Origin of the sequence: Guyparkeria halopsychrophila (assembly GCF_044582135.1) — a bacterium.
GTDB lineage: Bacteria > Pseudomonadota > Gammaproteobacteria > Halothiobacillales > Halothiobacillaceae > Guyparkeria.
In genome coordinates, this window is the sequence record NZ_JBDODP010000030.1 from 1 (window position 1) to 14,885 (window position 14,885).

At 65.9% G+C, this 14,885-nt stretch carries 18 protein-coding genes and 1 tRNA gene; 17 read left to right on the forward strand and 2 right to left on the reverse strand.

The genetic code is table 11. The features are described from left to right. Positions 1-39: 39 nt before the first annotated feature. On the reverse strand, positions 40-204 hold the full coding sequence (locus ABGV18_RS10740; protein WP_396586015.1) for a DUF1328 domain-containing protein: 165 nt from the start codon (positions 202-204) through the stop codon (positions 40-42). A 241-nt stretch (positions 205-445) separates the two neighbouring features. Here ABGV18_RS10740 and ABGV18_RS10745 point away from each other — a divergent pair, with 241 nt between their 5' ends. From ABGV18_RS10745 to ABGV18_RS10760, 4 genes are all read left to right on the forward strand, one after another. Continuing rightward, a complete protein-coding gene (locus ABGV18_RS10745; protein ID WP_396586016.1) occupies positions 446-1,420 on the forward strand; it encodes an EamA family transporter in 975 nt (324 codons plus the stop codon). Next, positions 1,413-2,156, forward strand: coding sequence for an FAD-binding oxidoreductase (locus tag ABGV18_RS10750; RefSeq protein WP_396586017.1), 744 nt, complete (start codon positions 1,413-1,415; stop codon positions 2,154-2,156). The genes ABGV18_RS10745 and ABGV18_RS10750 overlap by 8 nt, the downstream gene beginning before the upstream one ends. A gap of 141 nt (positions 2,157-2,297) precedes the next feature. Continuing rightward, positions 2,298-2,906 carry a glutamine amidotransferase-related protein gene (locus tag ABGV18_RS10755; protein WP_396586031.1) on the forward strand — a complete coding sequence of 203 codons (609 nt, stop codon included), beginning with the start codon at positions 2,298-2,300 and terminating at the stop codon, positions 2,904-2,906. Further along, complete coding sequence (locus tag ABGV18_RS10760) at positions 2,903-4,159, forward strand: Bcr/CflA family efflux MFS transporter (RefSeq protein WP_396586018.1); 1,257 nt, start codon at positions 2,903-2,905, stop codon at positions 4,157-4,159. Before ABGV18_RS10755 ends, ABGV18_RS10760 begins: the two co-directional genes overlap by 4 nt. 80 nt (positions 4,160-4,239) lie before the next feature. Here ABGV18_RS10760 and ABGV18_RS10765 read toward each other — a convergent pair whose 3' ends face one another. Continuing rightward, positions 4,240-4,725, reverse strand: a complete 486-nt coding sequence (locus ABGV18_RS10765) for a hypothetical protein (protein WP_396586019.1) — start codon at positions 4,723-4,725, stop codon at positions 4,240-4,242. A gap of 262 nt (positions 4,726-4,987) precedes the next feature. Between ABGV18_RS10765 and ABGV18_RS10770 the strand changes: the two genes are divergently transcribed. The 13 genes from ABGV18_RS10770 to ABGV18_RS10830 all read left to right on the forward strand — a co-directional run bounded on the left by ABGV18_RS10770 (position 4,988) and on the right by ABGV18_RS10830 (position 14,792). Then, positions 4,988-5,728, forward strand: coding sequence for a YebC/PmpR family DNA-binding transcriptional regulator (locus ABGV18_RS10770; protein ID WP_396586020.1), 741 nt, complete (start codon positions 4,988-4,990; stop codon positions 5,726-5,728). Continuing rightward, a complete protein-coding gene (ruvC, locus tag ABGV18_RS10775) occupies positions 5,721-6,389 on the forward strand; it encodes a crossover junction endodeoxyribonuclease RuvC (protein WP_396586021.1) in 669 nt (222 codons plus the stop codon). The genes ABGV18_RS10770 and ruvC overlap by 8 nt, the downstream gene beginning before the upstream one ends. Next, complete coding sequence (gene ruvA, locus ABGV18_RS10780; RefSeq protein WP_396586022.1) at positions 6,386-6,991, forward strand: Holliday junction branch migration protein RuvA; 606 nt, start codon at positions 6,386-6,388, stop codon at positions 6,989-6,991. The genes ruvC and ruvA overlap by 4 nt, the downstream gene beginning before the upstream one ends. 8 nt (positions 6,992-6,999) lie before the next feature. Continuing rightward, complete coding sequence (ruvB, locus tag ABGV18_RS10785) at positions 7,000-8,052, forward strand: Holliday junction branch migration DNA helicase RuvB (protein ID WP_396586023.1); 1,053 nt, start codon at positions 7,000-7,002, stop codon at positions 8,050-8,052. Positions 8,053-8,178: 126 nt separating this feature from the next. Next, positions 8,179-8,589, forward strand: a complete 411-nt coding sequence (gene ybgC, locus ABGV18_RS10790; RefSeq protein ID WP_396586032.1) for a tol-pal system-associated acyl-CoA thioesterase — start codon at positions 8,179-8,181, stop codon at positions 8,587-8,589. After that, positions 8,586-9,263, forward strand: coding sequence for a protein TolQ (gene tolQ, locus ABGV18_RS10795; protein WP_396586024.1), 678 nt, complete (start codon positions 8,586-8,588; stop codon positions 9,261-9,263). Before ybgC ends, tolQ begins: the two co-directional genes overlap by 4 nt. A gap of 3 nt (positions 9,264-9,266) precedes the next feature. Then, positions 9,267-9,716: a protein TolR gene (gene tolR, locus ABGV18_RS10800; protein ID WP_396586025.1), complete on the forward strand. Its 450-nt coding sequence runs from the start codon at positions 9,267-9,269 to the stop codon at positions 9,714-9,716. Positions 9,717-9,740: 24 nt separating this feature from the next. After that, complete coding sequence (gene tolA / locus ABGV18_RS10805) at positions 9,741-10,853, forward strand: cell envelope integrity protein TolA (RefSeq protein WP_396586026.1); 1,113 nt, start codon at positions 9,741-9,743, stop codon at positions 10,851-10,853. A 25-nt stretch (positions 10,854-10,878) separates the two neighbouring features. Then, positions 10,879-12,189, forward strand: coding sequence for a Tol-Pal system beta propeller repeat protein TolB (tolB, locus tag ABGV18_RS10810; RefSeq protein WP_396586027.1), 1,311 nt, complete (start codon positions 10,879-10,881; stop codon positions 12,187-12,189). A 28-nt stretch (positions 12,190-12,217) separates the two neighbouring features. After that, complete coding sequence (ybgF, locus tag ABGV18_RS10815) at positions 12,218-13,195, forward strand: tol-pal system protein YbgF (RefSeq protein WP_396586028.1); 978 nt, start codon at positions 12,218-12,220, stop codon at positions 13,193-13,195. Next, positions 13,195-13,893: a 7-carboxy-7-deazaguanine synthase QueE gene (queE, locus tag ABGV18_RS10820; protein WP_396586029.1), complete on the forward strand. Its 699-nt coding sequence runs from the start codon at positions 13,195-13,197 to the stop codon at positions 13,891-13,893. The genes ybgF and queE overlap by 1 nt, the downstream gene beginning before the upstream one ends. A 1-nt stretch (position 13,894) precedes the next feature. Further along, the gene (queC, locus tag ABGV18_RS10825) at positions 13,895-14,584 is read left to right on the forward strand and encodes a 7-cyano-7-deazaguanine synthase QueC (RefSeq protein ID WP_396586030.1); all 690 of its coding nucleotides are present in this window, start codon (positions 13,895-13,897) and stop codon (positions 14,582-14,584) included. A gap of 132 nt (positions 14,585-14,716) precedes the next feature. After that, a tRNA-Lys gene (locus ABGV18_RS10830) sits at positions 14,717-14,792 on the forward strand. The last annotated feature ends 93 nt before the right edge of the window (positions 14,793-14,885 follow it).

Consider the following 14,885-nt stretch of genomic DNA (forward strand, 5'->3'; position numbering starts at 1 on the left):
GCCAGGCCGGGGTTTTTCCGTGGTGCGTCCGTCGTGTCGTCAAACCGATGGGCGGCGACCCATCACGAAGAAGACGATGGCCAGAATCAGGCCAACCACGAACAGGATCCAGGCGATTTGCGTGGCGGCGCCGGCGATGCCGCTCAAGCCGAGTACGCCTGCGATAATGCCGACGACGAGAAAAATGATTGCCCAGGACAACATAATGCGACCTCCTTGGTTGCGTGGCCCCGCATGACCTGTCGTCAGGGCATGTGGGCAGGTACCGGCGTGATGCCGGAAAAAAGCGTTTTTTACCGTGATGCGCTCACGGCTCGTTATGCACTCATTTAGATGGAGAAGTGCCGATCAGGTTCCCCGGGCGGCTTTGAGCCGCTCTGGGGGCATCAGCCAACAAGCGGGCCTGCTAAGATCGCCGACCCCAGTAGCCATCGCCGGTGAGTGCATGACCCAGCCGACCCCCGGTCCCGTTGAAGACCGCGAGATTCCGGAATACGCGCCGATCGCGTTACTGCCGCTGCTTGCCTTGCTGTTGCTCGGCCTGCTGTGGGGCTACAACTGGGTGGTGATGAAGGCCGTGCTGGTGGATGTGTCGCCAGCGTGGTTCGCCGCGCTGCGCACGGTGCTGCCGGCGCTGCTGCTCATCGCGATCCTGCCGGTCGCCGGCATGCGTTTGCGACCGCCGCCGTTGTTCTACGCGCTGCCGATCGGCCTGTTCCAGACGGCCGGCTTCGTCGGCTTCATGATGTGGGCACTGGAGACGGGGGCGGCCGGCGAGACGGCCGTGATCGTCTTCATGATGCCGCTGTGGCTGACCTTGATGGCGCACTTTGCGCTGAAGGAGCGTGTCACGCGCATTCAATTGCTGGCCATCAGCCTTGCCCTGCCCGGCCTGGTGCTGCTGATTTCGCCGTGGGAGGAATCGCTGGCGTTGGGAGCGGTGTTGCTGGCCTTCGCCTCGGGGTTCGGTTGGGCGTTGGGCGCGATCTGGCAGAAGCGTTACTACCATCGCTACCAACCGGATCTGTTGAGCCTGACGGCCTGGCAGATGCTTTATGGTGGCTTGTTGCTGATGGCGATCGCGCTCTGGGTCGAGCCGTTTGCCGTCGACCCGACCCCGAGCTTCTTCTGGGCCCTGTTCTACAACGTGGTGCTGGCCGGGGCGCTGGGCTGGTTGCTGTGGGTGTACTCGCTGCATCACCTGCCGACCTGGATTGCCGGCTTTGGCGCACTGTTGGTGCCCGGCATCGGCGTGTTGAGCGCGTGGCTGGTGCTGGGTGAGACGCCGGGGCCGATCAAGCAACTCGGTATCGCCCTGATCCTGTCGGCATTGCTGATCATTACCCTTTACCAGCGCCGGCAGCGGCGCAATGCCCGTCGGCGGGCCCGGCACAAGCGAGACGAGGTGAATCATGGGTGAATGGCTTGAGGTGACGGTGGCCGAGAAGATCCGTTGGAACGACGGGCTGTACTCCCTGCGTTTCCAGGCACCGCTGCCGGCGTTCAAGGCGGGACAGTTCGCCCGGGTCGGGCTGGATGTCGACGGCGAACGCATCGCGCGGCCCTATTCACTGGTCAACGCGCCCGACGAGGCGTTACACGAAATCCATTTCAATGTCGTGCCCGACGGGCCGCTCTCGCCACGCCTGGCCAGGCTGGAGGCCGGCGATGCCCTGTTCGTGCATTCCTCGGTCACCGGCACGATGACCATGGAACGCACGCCCGCGCATCGCCACCTGTGGCTGTTCGCCACCGGCACCGCACTGGGGGCCTTCCTGTCGATCCTCAAGACCAATGCCCCCTGGGATCGCGCCGAGCGGGTGGTGCTGTGCCACTCGGTGCGCCGCGCGACGGATCTTACCTACGGCGAGACGATTCGCCGGCTAAAGGCGCGTCACGGCGATCAAATCGACTTCGTGCCAGTGGTCACGCGTGAGGCGCATCCGGGGGCACTGCGCGAGCGGATTCCCGCCTTGCTGGCCTCCGGTGAGATCGAGCGGCATGTCGGGCTGGCACTCAGCCCCGAAGATGCCCACGTCATGCTGTGCGGGAACTCAGACATGATCGAGGCGGTCCAGCAGGTGCTCGAGCCGCGCGGCCTGCGGCGCCATCGCCGCCGGGAACCCGGGCACATCACCGTCGAGAAATATCACTGACGCGAGGGCTTGGCTGAAGAGCACGTTGCCGCGTCGATGCCTGCCTCGCGTCGGCTATACTGATCCTTCGACGCCAACCGTGATGCGTGATGAATGCGTCCGGGTGGCTAGACCTCTTGGATTTAGGGAGTGGCAACCGCAATGGTGCTGATGCTCGACAACTACGACTCGTTTACCTACAACCTGGTCCAGTACCTGGGCGAGCTGGGTGAAGAGGTCTGGGTGGCGCGCAACGACCAGGTCACCATCGAGGAGATCGAGGCCCGTGCGCCGAGTCATATCGTCGTCTCCCCGGGGCCCTGTGACCCGGACCAGGCGGGTATCTCGCTGGACGTGATCCGGCATTTTGCCGGCAAAGTGCCCGTCCTGGGCGTCTGCCTGGGTCACCAGGCGATCGGTCAGGTCTTCGGTGGCAAGGTGGTGCGTGCCCGCGAGGTGATGCACGGCAAGGTCTCGCCGGTCTACCACACGGGTGAGGGCGTGTTCGAGGGGCTGCCCAATCCCTTCGAGGCGACGCGCTACCATTCGCTGGTGGTCGCGCGCGAGAGCATTCCCGATGTGCTGGAAGTGACCGCCTGGACGCAGAACGAGGATGGTTCGGTCGACGAGGTCATGGGCTTTCGCCACCGGGAGTACGCCGTCGAGGGCGTCCAATTCCACCCCGAGTCGATCCTCACCCAGCACGGCCACCAGCAACTCCAGAGCTTCCTGCGCTACCGTTCCGGCGTGCGCGAACCCGTCCCGGCGTGAACGAGCCGCCCGACGAGTCCTCGGCTCAGGCGGTTGACAGCCCGCGAGGCCGTCGCGCCGCCGTCCTGGTGCTGGTGATCGCCGGGCTGTTGATGCTCGCGCCGTTCACCGTCGATGCCTACCTGCCGTCGTTTCACGCCATGGCCGACGAGTTCGGTGTGGGCCAGGCCGTGATCCAGCAGACCCTCTCCCTGTACCTGCTCGCCTTCGGCTCGATGATGCTGTTTTACGGGCCGGCCTCCGACAGCTTCGGTCGCAAGCGCGTGATCCTGCTCGCCCTGCTGGCCTACGCGCTGATGACCGTCTTTGCCGCGCTCTCGCAGAGTATCGGCCAGCTGATCGCCGCGCGGGTGGGCCAGGGATTGGCGGCCGGTGCGGGTGTGGTGATCGGTCGGGCGCTGGTGCGCGACCTGTTTGCCGGCGCCGATGCCCAGCGGGTGATGTCGAATGTGATGCTGATATTCGCCGCGGCGCCGGCGGCGGCGCCGATCATCGGCGGCTGGCTGCACGAATGGTTCGGCTGGCGCTCGGTGTTCTGGTTCCTGCTGTGTTTCTCCCTGCTGCTCGTGATCGCCATCTGGCGCTTGCTGCCGGAGACCGTGGCGCATCGGGATCGCCAGTCGTTCGCGCCGCGGTTCGTGCTCAAGAGCTATGCACGCGCCCTGGCACATCCGCGTTACATGCAGCTGGTCGTCGTTTTCGCGCTGCTGTTCGGGGGCATGTTTCTCTACGTCGCGGCCGCCCCGGCCATTCTCATTGACCATCTTGGCCAGGACGAGACCGCTTTCTGGAAGTTCTTCGTGCCGCTGGTCGCCGGGCTCATTCTCGGCAGTCGGTTGACCAACTGGTTCGCCGGGCGATTGAGCATGACCGCTGCGATGGCGATCGGCCTGGCAATTGCCGGCATGGCGGTGATCTACAACCTGATCCAGGCCTGGGTGCCACCGGCGGACGTCACCCACGGGGTGTGGCTGACCGTCACGCCGATCGCCCTCTACGTGATGGGGATGGCCACCACCATGCCGGCGCTCAATATCACGGCGCTCGACTACTGGCCGGCGCAGCGGGGGCTCGCCTCGGCGCTGCAGGGGGCAACCCAGATGGTGTTCGCCGGGCTGGTATCCGGGTTGATGGTCGCGTGGCTGGCGGACTCCCTGTTTGCCTTGGCGGTGGGGATGGCGTGCCTATACCTCGCTGCGCTGGGGCTGTGGTTGGTTTGGTATCGTTCAGCGAAGGCCGAGGTGCCCGCCTGACACAAAAGAACGCCCGGCAAAATGGCCGGGCGTTCTCGTGGGTGTTTCAGGCTGAACGTGATGGCCTGAACCGCGCGGGGTTACATGCCATTGTCGCCGTAGTCTTTCTCATCCATCTCCTTGGCCTTGTCCTCGTACTCATCGAGGTGCTCGTCCTCGCTGTTTTCATGGTCGAGGTCTTCATCGCGCACGCGCTCTTCGTCCGTGCGTTCCTCGTGCATGCGTTCGTCGTCCATGTCCATGTGTTCGTCGTCCATGCGTCCGTCGCGCATGTGTTCCTCATCCATGTGTTCCTCGCCCATGTTTTCAATCTGCCCCGCTGGCAGGTCGCCCTGGCCGTGGCCGCCTTGCGGCGCCATGTCGTCATGTCGAGGTTCTTCTTCCTGGAGGGCGCCGCCCATCCCGGTGGATGGCGCAACGCCGTCACCTTGCGGCTGTTCTTCCTGCGGGGCACCGGTCCCCGGGTCTTCGTCTTTGTCTTCGGCGTAGGCCGAGCCCATGCCGATCATCGTTGCCAGTGCCGTGCTGCTAAGAAGCGTCGCAATGGTTTTTGTTTTGAATTTCATAAGACACCTTCCCTTTACTAAAGATGGAGTGGTCGACGTGTTGCCGAGCAACGGGCGAAAGCGTCGTCCGCTCAAGGTTTGGTCACCGGGCGTGTCGAGAGTTCCTGCCAAGTCGTTTTTCTCGCTCCCCTTCCGTGATTGCGAGGAGGGGCGTGGGCACGGGATCACTGTCGGCGATGGTAGAATCGCCGCCAACACGTTATTCAACGGGTGGGATATTTCGGTGGAACGCCGAGTCGCGCCAGCAACAAGAAGGTGAGCAATGGCCGGTCACAGCAAGTGGGCGAACATCAAGCATCGCAAGGCCGCGCAGGACAAGAAGCGCGGCAAGCTCTGGACCAAGATCATTCGCGAGATCACGGTGGCCGCGCGCGCCGGCGGCAATGCCGACCCGGCGGCCAACCCGCGTCTGCGCCTGGCCTGGGACAAGGCGCTGGGTGCGAACATGCCCAAGGACACCATCGAGCGTGCCGCCAAGCGCGGCGCCGGTGACCTGGAAGGGCAGGATTTCGTCGAGGTCACCTTCGAGGGCTACGGCCCGGGCGGTGTGGCCGTTTACGTCACCGGCATGACCGACAACAACACCCGCACGGTGGCCGACGTGCGCCACGCCTTCTCCAAGAACGGCGGCAATCTCGGCACCGACGGTTCAGTCGCGTTCCTGTTCTCCCGTCTCGGCGTGCTCTACTACCCGCCGGGCAGCGACGAGGACCCGGTCATGGAGGCCGCGATGGAGGCCGGTGCCGAGGACATCGAGGTGTTCGACGACAACTCGATCGAGGTGACCACCACGCCGGAGACGTACAGCGACGTCAAGCAGGCCATGATCGACGCGGGCCTGCCGCCGGAGGAGAGCGAGGTCACCATGCGGGCCTCGACCAGTGCGCCCGTCGACGGTGAAAACGCGGAGAAGGTGATCAAGTTGATCGACATGCTCGAGGACCTCGACGACGTGCAGGAGGTCTATCACAACGGCGAGATCCCGGAAGCGGCGTATGCCTGATTCGCCGGCAGGGAATCATCGCCCCACACGACGGGTGCTCGGCATCGACCCCGGCTCGCGCGTGCTCGGGCTGGCGGTGATCGAGTTTGCTGGCGGGCAGGGCCGTTGCCTGGCGCTTGCGAGCCATTCCCTGCAGTCTCACGGTGACTTTGCCGCCCGCATGGGCGGCGTTTTCGATGTGGTCTCCGAGTGGATCGAGACCCACCAGCCGAGCGAGTGCGCCATCGAGCAGATCTTCATGTATCGCAGCGAATCCTCGTCGCTCAAACTCGCCCAGGCGCGCGGCGCGGCCCTGGCCGCCGTGGTGCGTCACGGCCTGCCGGTCGAGGAATACATGCCGGCGACCGTTAAGCAGGCCGTGGTCGGTAGCGGCAAGGCCGACAAGACGCAGGTGGCCCACATGGTCCAGCGGCTGGTCGGGCTGGCCGAACTGCCGTCGACCGACGGGGCGGACGCCGCCGCGGTCGCCCTGTGTCATTGTTATCGCAGCAATGCCTTCGGTGCGACGAGCAGCACTGGACCGAACAGCGAGGCGCGCGAGATCCTGCGCGAGGCATCCCAACGACGCTATCGCCGCCGCAGCGACTCGCGCGGCTGGCGCGACATGGATGCCGCCACCCTGATGGCCCGCACAGCGGGCAAGGCCGGAGAAAAGAAATGATCGGACGTCTTGCCGGACGCGTACTCATGCGCAAACCCCCGTTTCTGCTGGTGGACGTGCAGGGGATCGGCTACGAGGTCGAGGCGCCCATGTCGACCTTCTTCGCCACGCAGGGGCAGGACGACGTCATCCTGCATACCCACCTGGTGGTGCGCGAGGACGCGCAACTGCTGTACGGGTTTGCCACCATCCGTGAGCGTGACCTGTTTCGCGCCCTGATCAAGGTCTCGGGCATCGGCCCGCGCATGGCCGTCGCGGTGCTCTCGGGCATGTCCGAGGCGCAGTTCCGTGACTGCGTGCTCAACGACGACGTCACCGCGCTGACCAAGGTGCCGGGAATCGGCAAGAAGACCGCCGAGCGGCTGATCATCGAGATGCGCGACCGCCTCGACAAGCAGCCGGGTGGCGGGGTGCCGGCGGTTGCCGGCGGCGAGCCGGCGGTCGCGACCCCGCGCGACGAGGCCTTGAGCGCGCTTGAGGCGCTCGGCTACAAGCCGGCCGAGGCCGGCCGCATGATCGCCCGGGCTGAGAAGGAAGGCGCGGATAACGCCGAATCGTTGATCCGGCTCGCCTTGCGGCAGACGGTCAAGCCCTCCTCATGAGTGCCCCCATGGAAGACGCCCGCTTCGTCAGCTCCGAGCACCGCCCCGACGAGGAGGCCCTCGAGCGGGCGCTGCGGCCACGTCGGCTCGCCGACTACATCGGCCAGCCGGCGGTGGTCGAGCAGATGGAAATCTTCGTGCCCGCCGCACGCAATCGTGGCGAGCCGCTCGACCACGTCCTGATCTTCGGCCCGCCGGGTCTGGGCAAGACCACGCTGGCGCACATCATCGCCAACGAGATGGGGGTGAGCCTCAAGCAGACCTCCGGCCCGGTGCTCGAACGCCCCGGCGATCTCGCCGCGCTGCTGACCAATCTCGAGCCCGGCGACGTGTTGTTCATCGACGAGATCCACCGTCTCTCGTCGGTAGTCGAGGAGATCCTCTACCCGGCGATGGAGGACTACCAGATCGACATCATGATCGGCGAGGGACCGGCGGCCCGCTCGATCAAGCTCGACCTGCCGCCTTTCACCCTGGTCGGCGCCACCACCCGCGCCGGCATGCTGACCAACCCGCTGCGCGATCGGTTCGGCATCATCCAGCGTCTGGAATTCTACGAGGTCGAGCACCTGGTGCACATCGTCACCCGCTCGGCGCGCCTGACTAACCTGGAGATGGATGCCGAGGGGGCCCAGGAGATTGCCGCCCGCTCGCGTGGCACGCCACGGATCGCCAACCGCCTGCTGCGTCGCGTGCGTGATTACGCCGACGTGAAGGGCAGCGGCCAGGTGGACCGGGTGATCGCCAACGCCGCGCTGGACATGCTCAAGGTCGACCAGCGGGGGTTCGACCACCAGGACCGTCGCCTGCTCGAGACACTGCTCGACAAGTTCGACGGCGGACCGGTGGGGCTCGACAACCTCGCCGCGGCGATCGGCGAATCGCGCGACACCATCGAGGACGTCCTCGAGCCCTACCTGATCCAGCAAGGCTTTCTGATCCGCACGCCACGCGGCCGCATGGCCACCCGACAGACCTGGGCGCACTTTGGCTACCGGCCGCCCGAGCGCTGGCAGGACGAGTCTATCGATCCGCTGGCGGGGACTTCTCACGATGCTTAAGTGGCTCGACAAACCGTCGCGAGCTGCCCGAGTGCAAGGAGCCGCGCAGTGAGCAACGAGACATATCAAGCCGATAGGCGAGGAGCGAACGAGCACGCGACGCCGCAATCGGGTGGCGCAGCAGGTTTGTCGAGCCGCGATATCTTTCGTTGGCCGGTGCGCGTCTACTACGAAGACACCGACGCCGGCGGGGTGGTCTACCACGCCCGCTACCTCAATTTCTGCGAACGCGCGCGCACCGAGTGGCTGCGTTCGCGCGGCTGGGAGCAGGATGTGCTGCGCGATCAGCACCAGATCGTGTTCGTGGTATCCCGGGCCTCGCTTGAATATCGCCGACCGGCACGATTTAATGACTCGCTGAACATCACCTGCGAGGTGGCGCGCCTGCGCGCGGCGGCCATCGACTTTACCCAGCGCGTGGAACATTCCGCCGGTTCCACAGTCCTGTGTGGGGTGTCCGTGCGCGTCGTCTGCGTGGATGCGCAGACCTTTCGTCCCAAACCCATACCCGAGTCGATCCTGGAGACTTTCGCGTGAATGCCGATCCGTCCATCGTCGAGCTGATTACCGGGGCGAGCCTGCCCGTGCAACTGGTCCTGATCATCCTGGCGCTGGCTTCGGTCGGTTCCTGGGCCTTGATCTTTCACAAGGCGCGGGTCTACAAGCGGGCGGTCAGCGGCGTGCGTTCGTTCGAAAGCAGCTTCTGGGCCGGCGGCAGCCTCAACGAATTCTACGACCGCATCTCCCGCGAGGCCCGTCCGCGCGAGGGTCACGAGGCGATATTCGAGGCGGGCTTTCGCGAGTTCCAGCGCCTGCGACAGGTCGAGGACCGGGGGTACACGCAGATCATCGATGGCGTCGAGCGCGCCATGCGGGTCGCCGAGCATCGCCAGCTCGACCAGCTCGAGGAAGGCGTGCCGTTTCTGGCCACGGTCGGTTCGGTCAGCCCGTACGTGGGTTTGTTCGGCACGGTCTGGGGCATCATGAGCGCCTTCATGAACCTTGGCACCATGCAGACCGCCACCTTGGCCGCCGTGGCCCCGCCGATCGCCGAGGCGCTGATCGCCACGGCAATGGGGCTGTTCGCCGCCATCCCGGCCGTCATCGCCTACAACCGCTACACGCAGCGGGTCGACTGGCTCGCTGGGCGTTACGAGAACTTCGTCGACGAATTCCTGGGGTTGCTGCAGCGGCAGCTGGGGGGCAAGTAAGCCATGGCGCGTCGCACGCGACGGGCACGGCGGATGGTCGCCGAGATCAACGTCGTCCCCTATATCGACGTGATGCTGGTGCTGCTGGTGATCTTCATGGTCACCGCGCCGATGTTGCAGCAGGGCGTCGAGGTCGAGCCGCCGCAGGCCTCGGCCAGCGCGCTGGAGGACACCGACGAGCCGCCGCTGCTGATCAGCGTCAACCGTGACGGCGAGTATTTCGTCAATCAGGCCGACAATCCCGAGGCCCCGGTCAGCCTGGCCACGATCACCGAACTGGTGGCGGCCGCGCGTCAGGTCGATCCCGAAACGCCTATCCTGGTGAAAGGCGATCGGGCCGCGAACTACGAGAACGTCATGCGCGCCATGGTGGCCGCGCAGCAGGGCGGTGCGCCCAAGGTGGGATTGGTGACCGATCCCGACGCGGCGCCCGGCAACGAGGGGGAACAGTAAGCGATGTGGCGGATGCTTACGCGCATGCCCGGTGCGATGATTCTGGCGGTTTTGCTGCACGTGGTGCTGGTGCTCGCGATCGTGTTCTCCGAGTTGTGGCAGCCGGAGTCGGTCAAGCCCAGCGGCGGCGAGGCGGCGCAACTGCCGACGCCAAATATCGAGGCGGAGTCGGTCTCCTCCGAGGCGATCGAGCGGCAGGCCGAGCGCATGCGCGAGCAGCGCGAGAACCGCGAGCGCGAACGAACCGAGGCCGAACGCGCCGCGGAGCAAGCGGCCGCTACACGCCGCGCCGAGGAGGCCCGCGCCCAGCAACTGGCCGAGGTGCGTAAAGAGCGTGAACGCGAGGCGGCCGAACAGGCCGAGCGGCTCGAGCAGCTGAGGAAGGAGCAGCAGGAAGTCGAGGCCGAGCGCGAGCAGGCACAGAAGGAAGCCGAGCAGGCCCGCAAGGAAGCCGCGGAGGCTGCCCAGCAGCGTGAGGCCGAGGAAAAGGCTCGTCAGGAGGCCGCCGAAAAGGCCCGCCAGGCGGCCGAGGAAAAGGCGCGCAAGGAAGCCGAAGAAAAGGCCCGTCGCGAGGCGGAAGAAAAGGCGCGCCAGGAAGCAGAGGAGCAAGCCCGCCAGGAGGCGGCGGAGAAGGCGCGTCGCGAAGCCGAGGAAAAGGCTCGCCAGGAGGCGGAGGAAAAGGCGCGCCAGGCGGCCGAGGAAGAGGCCCGCAAGGAGGCCGAAGAGAAAGCGCGCCGCGAGGCCGAGGAAAAAGCTCGTCAGGAGGCGGAGGAAAAGGCCGCCCGCGAGCAGGCCGCGCGTGAGGCGCGTGAACAGGCGCTACGCGATCAAATGGCTGCCGAACAGCAGGCGCGCGCCGAGAGCGACGCCCTGAGCAAGTGGGCCGCCGCGATCCAGTCCAAGGTGCGGGACAACTGGCAGCGCCCGCGTGGGGCGCGACCCGGCTGGACCTGCACCGTCACCGTCAAGCAGGACGCCGACGGTCGCGTGCGCAATGTGACCGTCGTCGGATGCGATGGCGACCGCCTGTTCGAACGCTCCGTGGTGCAGGCCATCGAAGCGGCCTCACCCTTGCCCAAGCCGGAGATCGACTCGATCTTCCAGGAAGAGCTCCGTTTCAACTTCAAGCCGGAATGACCGGCAAACCCCCGGGGTGACCCACATGACAGTACTGGCCTTTTTGCATCGTTCGCATCGTTGGCTCGTGTCCACGGCCCTGGCGGGAATGCTTGCGTTCGTCACGCCGGCGCAGGCCGCGCTGGAGATCGACATCAGCGGTGGCACGGAGACTGGCGTGCCAATCGCCGTGGTGCCGTTCGACCAGTCGGGTGAGGTGGCCGATCTCGCGCGGATCATCGGCGACGATCTCGCCCGCTCCGGCCTGTTTGCGCCCGTCGCGCGGGATGTGATGCCTGCTCGTCCGGCCTCACCGCAGCAGTTGCGCATTGGTGACTGGCGTGCCGGCAAGGCGCGCTACCTCGTCATGGGGCAGGTCGAGGCCGATGGTGATCAACTACGCACCCGTTTCTACCTGATTGATGTCAGCTCCGGTGAGCGGCTGGCCGGCAGCCAGATCACGGCCAATGCCTCGGCGGATCGGTCGGTGGCGCATCGCATCAGCGACATCATCTACGAGGAGCTGACCGGTGAGCGCGGCGCATTCTCGACCCGCATCGCCTACGTCACCGAGCGCGGCTCGGTCGACAATCGCACCTACACCCTGCAGATCGCCGATTCGGATGGCGCCAATCCGCGCACCGTGCTCGAGTCACCGTACCCGCTCATGTCGCCGAGCTGGTCGCCGGATGGCGGCCAGCTGGCCTACGTGTCCTTCGAGGGCAACCGCTCGGCCATCTGGGTGCAGGATCTGTCCACCGGCGAGCGCTATCAGCTCACCGATTATCGCGGCATCAACGGGGCACCCGCCTGGTCGCCGCGAGGTGACAAGATTGCCGTGACCTTATCCAAGGGCGGCAACCCGGATATCTACGTCATCGATCTCGATACCCGTCGGACGGTCCAGTGGACGCGCTCCGGCTCGATCGAGACCGAGCCGACCTGGTTCCCGGATAACCGCAGCCTGGCGTTCACCTCGGACCGCTTCGGGCAGCCGCAGGTGTTCCGCAAGGCCGGGCCGGACGAACGGGCTCGTCGCCTGACCTTCGACACCTCCTATGCCGCCGGCCCGCGGATATCGCCGGACGGTGACCGTCTGGCGCTGGTGGTGCGCGACGACCGCGGCTTCTTCGTCGCCGAGCAATCGCTCGACGATGGTAAGCGTCAACTGCTCAGCCGCGGCGGGGGCGAGGAGCGTCCCAGTTACGCACCCAATGGCGCCATGGTGGTGTACGCCGCGCAATCGGGCAGCGGCTCGGTGCTCAAGATTTCACCGGCCATCGGTGGCGAGCCGCAGACCCTGAGTTACGATCGGGGCAAGGTACGCGATCCGGTCTGGGGGCCCTTCAATGACTAGGAAAATGACTAGGAACTTGCCGAAAACCATGCACGAGATTTCATCGAAGCACCGCTCACGGCTGGCGGGGTCACTTGCGGCCGCCCTGCTGCTGGGCGGTACGTCCCTGCCGGCGGCCGCGCAGCAGGCGCCGGGCTGGCTCAACTGGGGTGGTGGCTCAAACGAACAGCCGTCCGGCGAGACGGAGAGCGAATCCGCGCCCAGCGGCGCCAGCGTGCAAACCACGCCGATGCCGGCGACCAGTGTCACCGTGGCCGATACGGGGGCTGATGCGCCTCCCCGGTCGGGGCAGGCCGTCCTGCTGCAGCGCTTGATGCAGCGGGTCAATGACCTCGAGCGGCAGGTGCAGGACATGCGTGGCCAGCTCTCCGAGCAGGAACGCACCCTGGATCGCCAGCAACGTCGTCTCGACGAGGCCGTTGAGTCTCGCCCGCCGCAACGCGCCTCCAGTTCGACGGGCGCGCCGTCGGGCGTGAGTGCCGGCGACCCGGTCGCCCAGGACGTACCCGACGAGGCGATTGCCGCGGTGGACGGTGAGACTCGTGACGATGCCCAAGGTGACCAGGATGCCCCTGCCGATCAGGCCGATTCGAGCGCCGCTGAGCAAAGTGGTGGCGCGGCCACCGAGGAAGAGCAGCAGGCCCTCTATAACGAGGCCTTCGAGGTCCTCAAGAGCGGCAAGTACGAGCAGGCGGTCGATGCGTTCCAGCAGGTGATCGACGCCAACCCGGAAGGCAGCTGGGCGGCGAGTGCGCTGTTCTGGCAAGGCGAGACCTACTATGTCCAGCAGGACTACGCCGCGGCCGGCAAGGCCTACGGCGAGGTCATCGAACGATTCCCCGACAGCAATCGCATTCCGGATGCCAAGCTCAAGCTGGGTTACGTCGCCCAAGAGCGCGGTGACAACGAGGCGGCGCGTCGCCTGTTCAACGAACTCGTGACCGATCACCCCGATTCGCAGGCCGCCGGACTGGCCAAGCAACGCCTGTCGCGCATGGGTAACTGATGACGGTCGAGTCCGCCCCCCGGCCCGAGGCGCTCGAGTCGGTCGCGCCCAAGGCGGCGCGCAGCCTGCGCATCACCGAGATCTTCCGCTCCCTGCAGGGCGAGTCGGATCATATCGGCTGGCCGACGGTGTTCGTCCGCCTGACCGGCTGCCCGCTGCGCTGCGTCTACTGCGATACCGCCTACGCCTTCACCGGCGGCGAGCGCATGGAGCAGGAGGGCATCCTGTCGCGGGTTGCCGAGCTTGAAACCCGGCATGTCTGCGTGACCGGCGGCGAGCCACTCGCTCAGCCGGCTTGCATCGAGCTGTTGCGGCAATTGGCCGATCGTCGGCACGTGGTCAGCCTGGAGACCAGCGGGGCGCTCGACATCGCCCAGGTCGATCCGCGCGTGCACATCGTCATGGACCTCAAGACGCCCAGTTCCGGCGAAGTCGAGCGCAATCGTTGGGCAAACCTCGATCTGCTCAAGCCCAGTGACGAGATCAAGGTGGTGATCGGTTCGCGCGCGGATTTCGACTGGGCCGTGGCGCGCGTCCGGGAGCATGACCTGGCCCGGCGGTTCGCCGTGCTGTTCTCGCCGGTGTTTGGCGGCATCACGCCCACCCAACTCGCCGAGTGGGTGTTGGATACCGGGCTCGAGATCCGCTTCCAGATGCAGCTGCACAAGCTGATCTGGGGTGACGAACCGGGTCGATAGCATGGGGGCGTCGTCTGAAACACCGGCCGTCGTGCTGCTTTCCGGTGGGCTCGATTCGGCCACCCTGGCCTGGCAGGCACGTGCCGACGGCTATGCCGTACATGCCCTAAGCTTCGACTACGGTCAGCGCCACCGGGTGGAGTTGGAGGCCGCCGACCGAGTCGCCCGCGCCGTGGGCGCGGCAGCGCATCGCACCATCCGCATCGACATGGGCGGGAATAGCGGTTCGTCGCTCACCGACCAGGATCAGCCGGTCCCCGATTACGCCCCCGGCAACACGGCCATTCCCAGCACCTACGTCCCCGCCAGGAACCTGACCTTCCTGTCGTTTGCGCTGGGCTGGGCCGAAATGCTGCATGCCGAACGCATCTATATCGGCGTGAACGCGGTCGACTACTCCGGCTACCCGGATTGCCGCCCCGAGTTCATTCAGGCATTCCGGCAATTGGCCAACGTGGCGACCGCCGCGGATCATCCCTTCGAGATCCACGCGCCGCTGCTCTACATGACCAAGGCCGAGATCATTGCCCATGGCAACGCGCTGGGCGTGGACTACGGCCTGACGGTCTCCTGTTATCGCGCGGACGCACAAGGCCGCGCCTGCGGGATGTGCGATTCCTGTCATTATCGCCGCCAGGGGTTCATCGAGGCAGGGGTGCCCGACCCCACCCAGTACGCGGGCGGGTCTTGAAAACGCCGCGACTGTTGCCAAATCAATTGGTTGCCGGCGCGTGATCGGTCTTCCGGTCCGCGGTCGATGAAAAGTGCAAAAAAGGGGTTGTCAGCCCAGGTAGCCTGCGTATAATGCGCAATCCTCAACAGGGGGTCGTTAGCTCAGTTGGTAGAGCAGTTGGCTTTTAACCAATTGGTCGTAGGTTCGAATCCTACACGACCCACCAAATTTCTCCCCGAAAGGGGTTGAAAGCGCGGATACTTCCTGTAAGATTCGCGCTCCTTTCCGGCACGAGGGGCTGAGCAGATGCCCGCCGGAA

Bases quoted from the DNA above. Each gene is read 5' to 3' on its own strand.
- ABGV18_RS10740 (WP_396586015.1), bottom strand. From the start codon at position 204: ATGTTGTCCTGGGCAATCATTTTTCTCGTCGTCGGCATTATCGCAGGC.
- ABGV18_RS10745 (WP_396586016.1), top strand. From the start codon at position 446: ATGACCCAGCCGACCCCCGGTCCCGTTGAAGACCGCGAGATTCCGGAA.
- ABGV18_RS10750 (WP_396586017.1), top strand. From the start codon at position 1,413: ATGGGTGAATGGCTTGAGGTGACGGTGGCCGAGAAGATCCGTTGGAAC.
- ABGV18_RS10755 (WP_396586031.1), top strand. From the start codon at position 2,298: ATGGTGCTGATGCTCGACAACTACGACTCGTTTACCTACAACCTGGTC.
- ABGV18_RS10765 (WP_396586019.1), bottom strand. From the start codon at position 4,725: ATGAAATTCAAAACAAAAACCATTGCGACGCTTCTTAGCAGCACGGCA.
- ABGV18_RS10770 (WP_396586020.1), top strand. From the start codon at position 4,988: ATGGCCGGTCACAGCAAGTGGGCGAACATCAAGCATCGCAAGGCCGCG.
- ruvC (WP_396586021.1), top strand. From the start codon at position 5,721: ATGCCTGATTCGCCGGCAGGGAATCATCGCCCCACACGACGGGTGCTC.
- ruvA (WP_396586022.1), top strand. From the start codon at position 6,386: ATGATCGGACGTCTTGCCGGACGCGTACTCATGCGCAAACCCCCGTTT.
- ruvB (WP_396586023.1), top strand. From the start codon at position 7,000: ATGGAAGACGCCCGCTTCGTCAGCTCCGAGCACCGCCCCGACGAGGAG.
- tolR (WP_396586025.1), top strand. From the start codon at position 9,267: ATGGCGCGTCGCACGCGACGGGCACGGCGGATGGTCGCCGAGATCAAC.
- tolA (WP_396586026.1), top strand. From the start codon at position 9,741: ATGCCCGGTGCGATGATTCTGGCGGTTTTGCTGCACGTGGTGCTGGTG.
- tolB (WP_396586027.1), top strand. From the start codon at position 10,879: ATGACAGTACTGGCCTTTTTGCATCGTTCGCATCGTTGGCTCGTGTCC.
- ybgF (WP_396586028.1), top strand. From the start codon at position 12,218: ATGCACGAGATTTCATCGAAGCACCGCTCACGGCTGGCGGGGTCACTT.
- queE (WP_396586029.1), top strand. From the start codon at position 13,195: ATGACGGTCGAGTCCGCCCCCCGGCCCGAGGCGCTCGAGTCGGTCGCG.
- queC (WP_396586030.1), top strand. From the start codon at position 13,895: ATGGGGGCGTCGTCTGAAACACCGGCCGTCGTGCTGCTTTCCGGTGGG.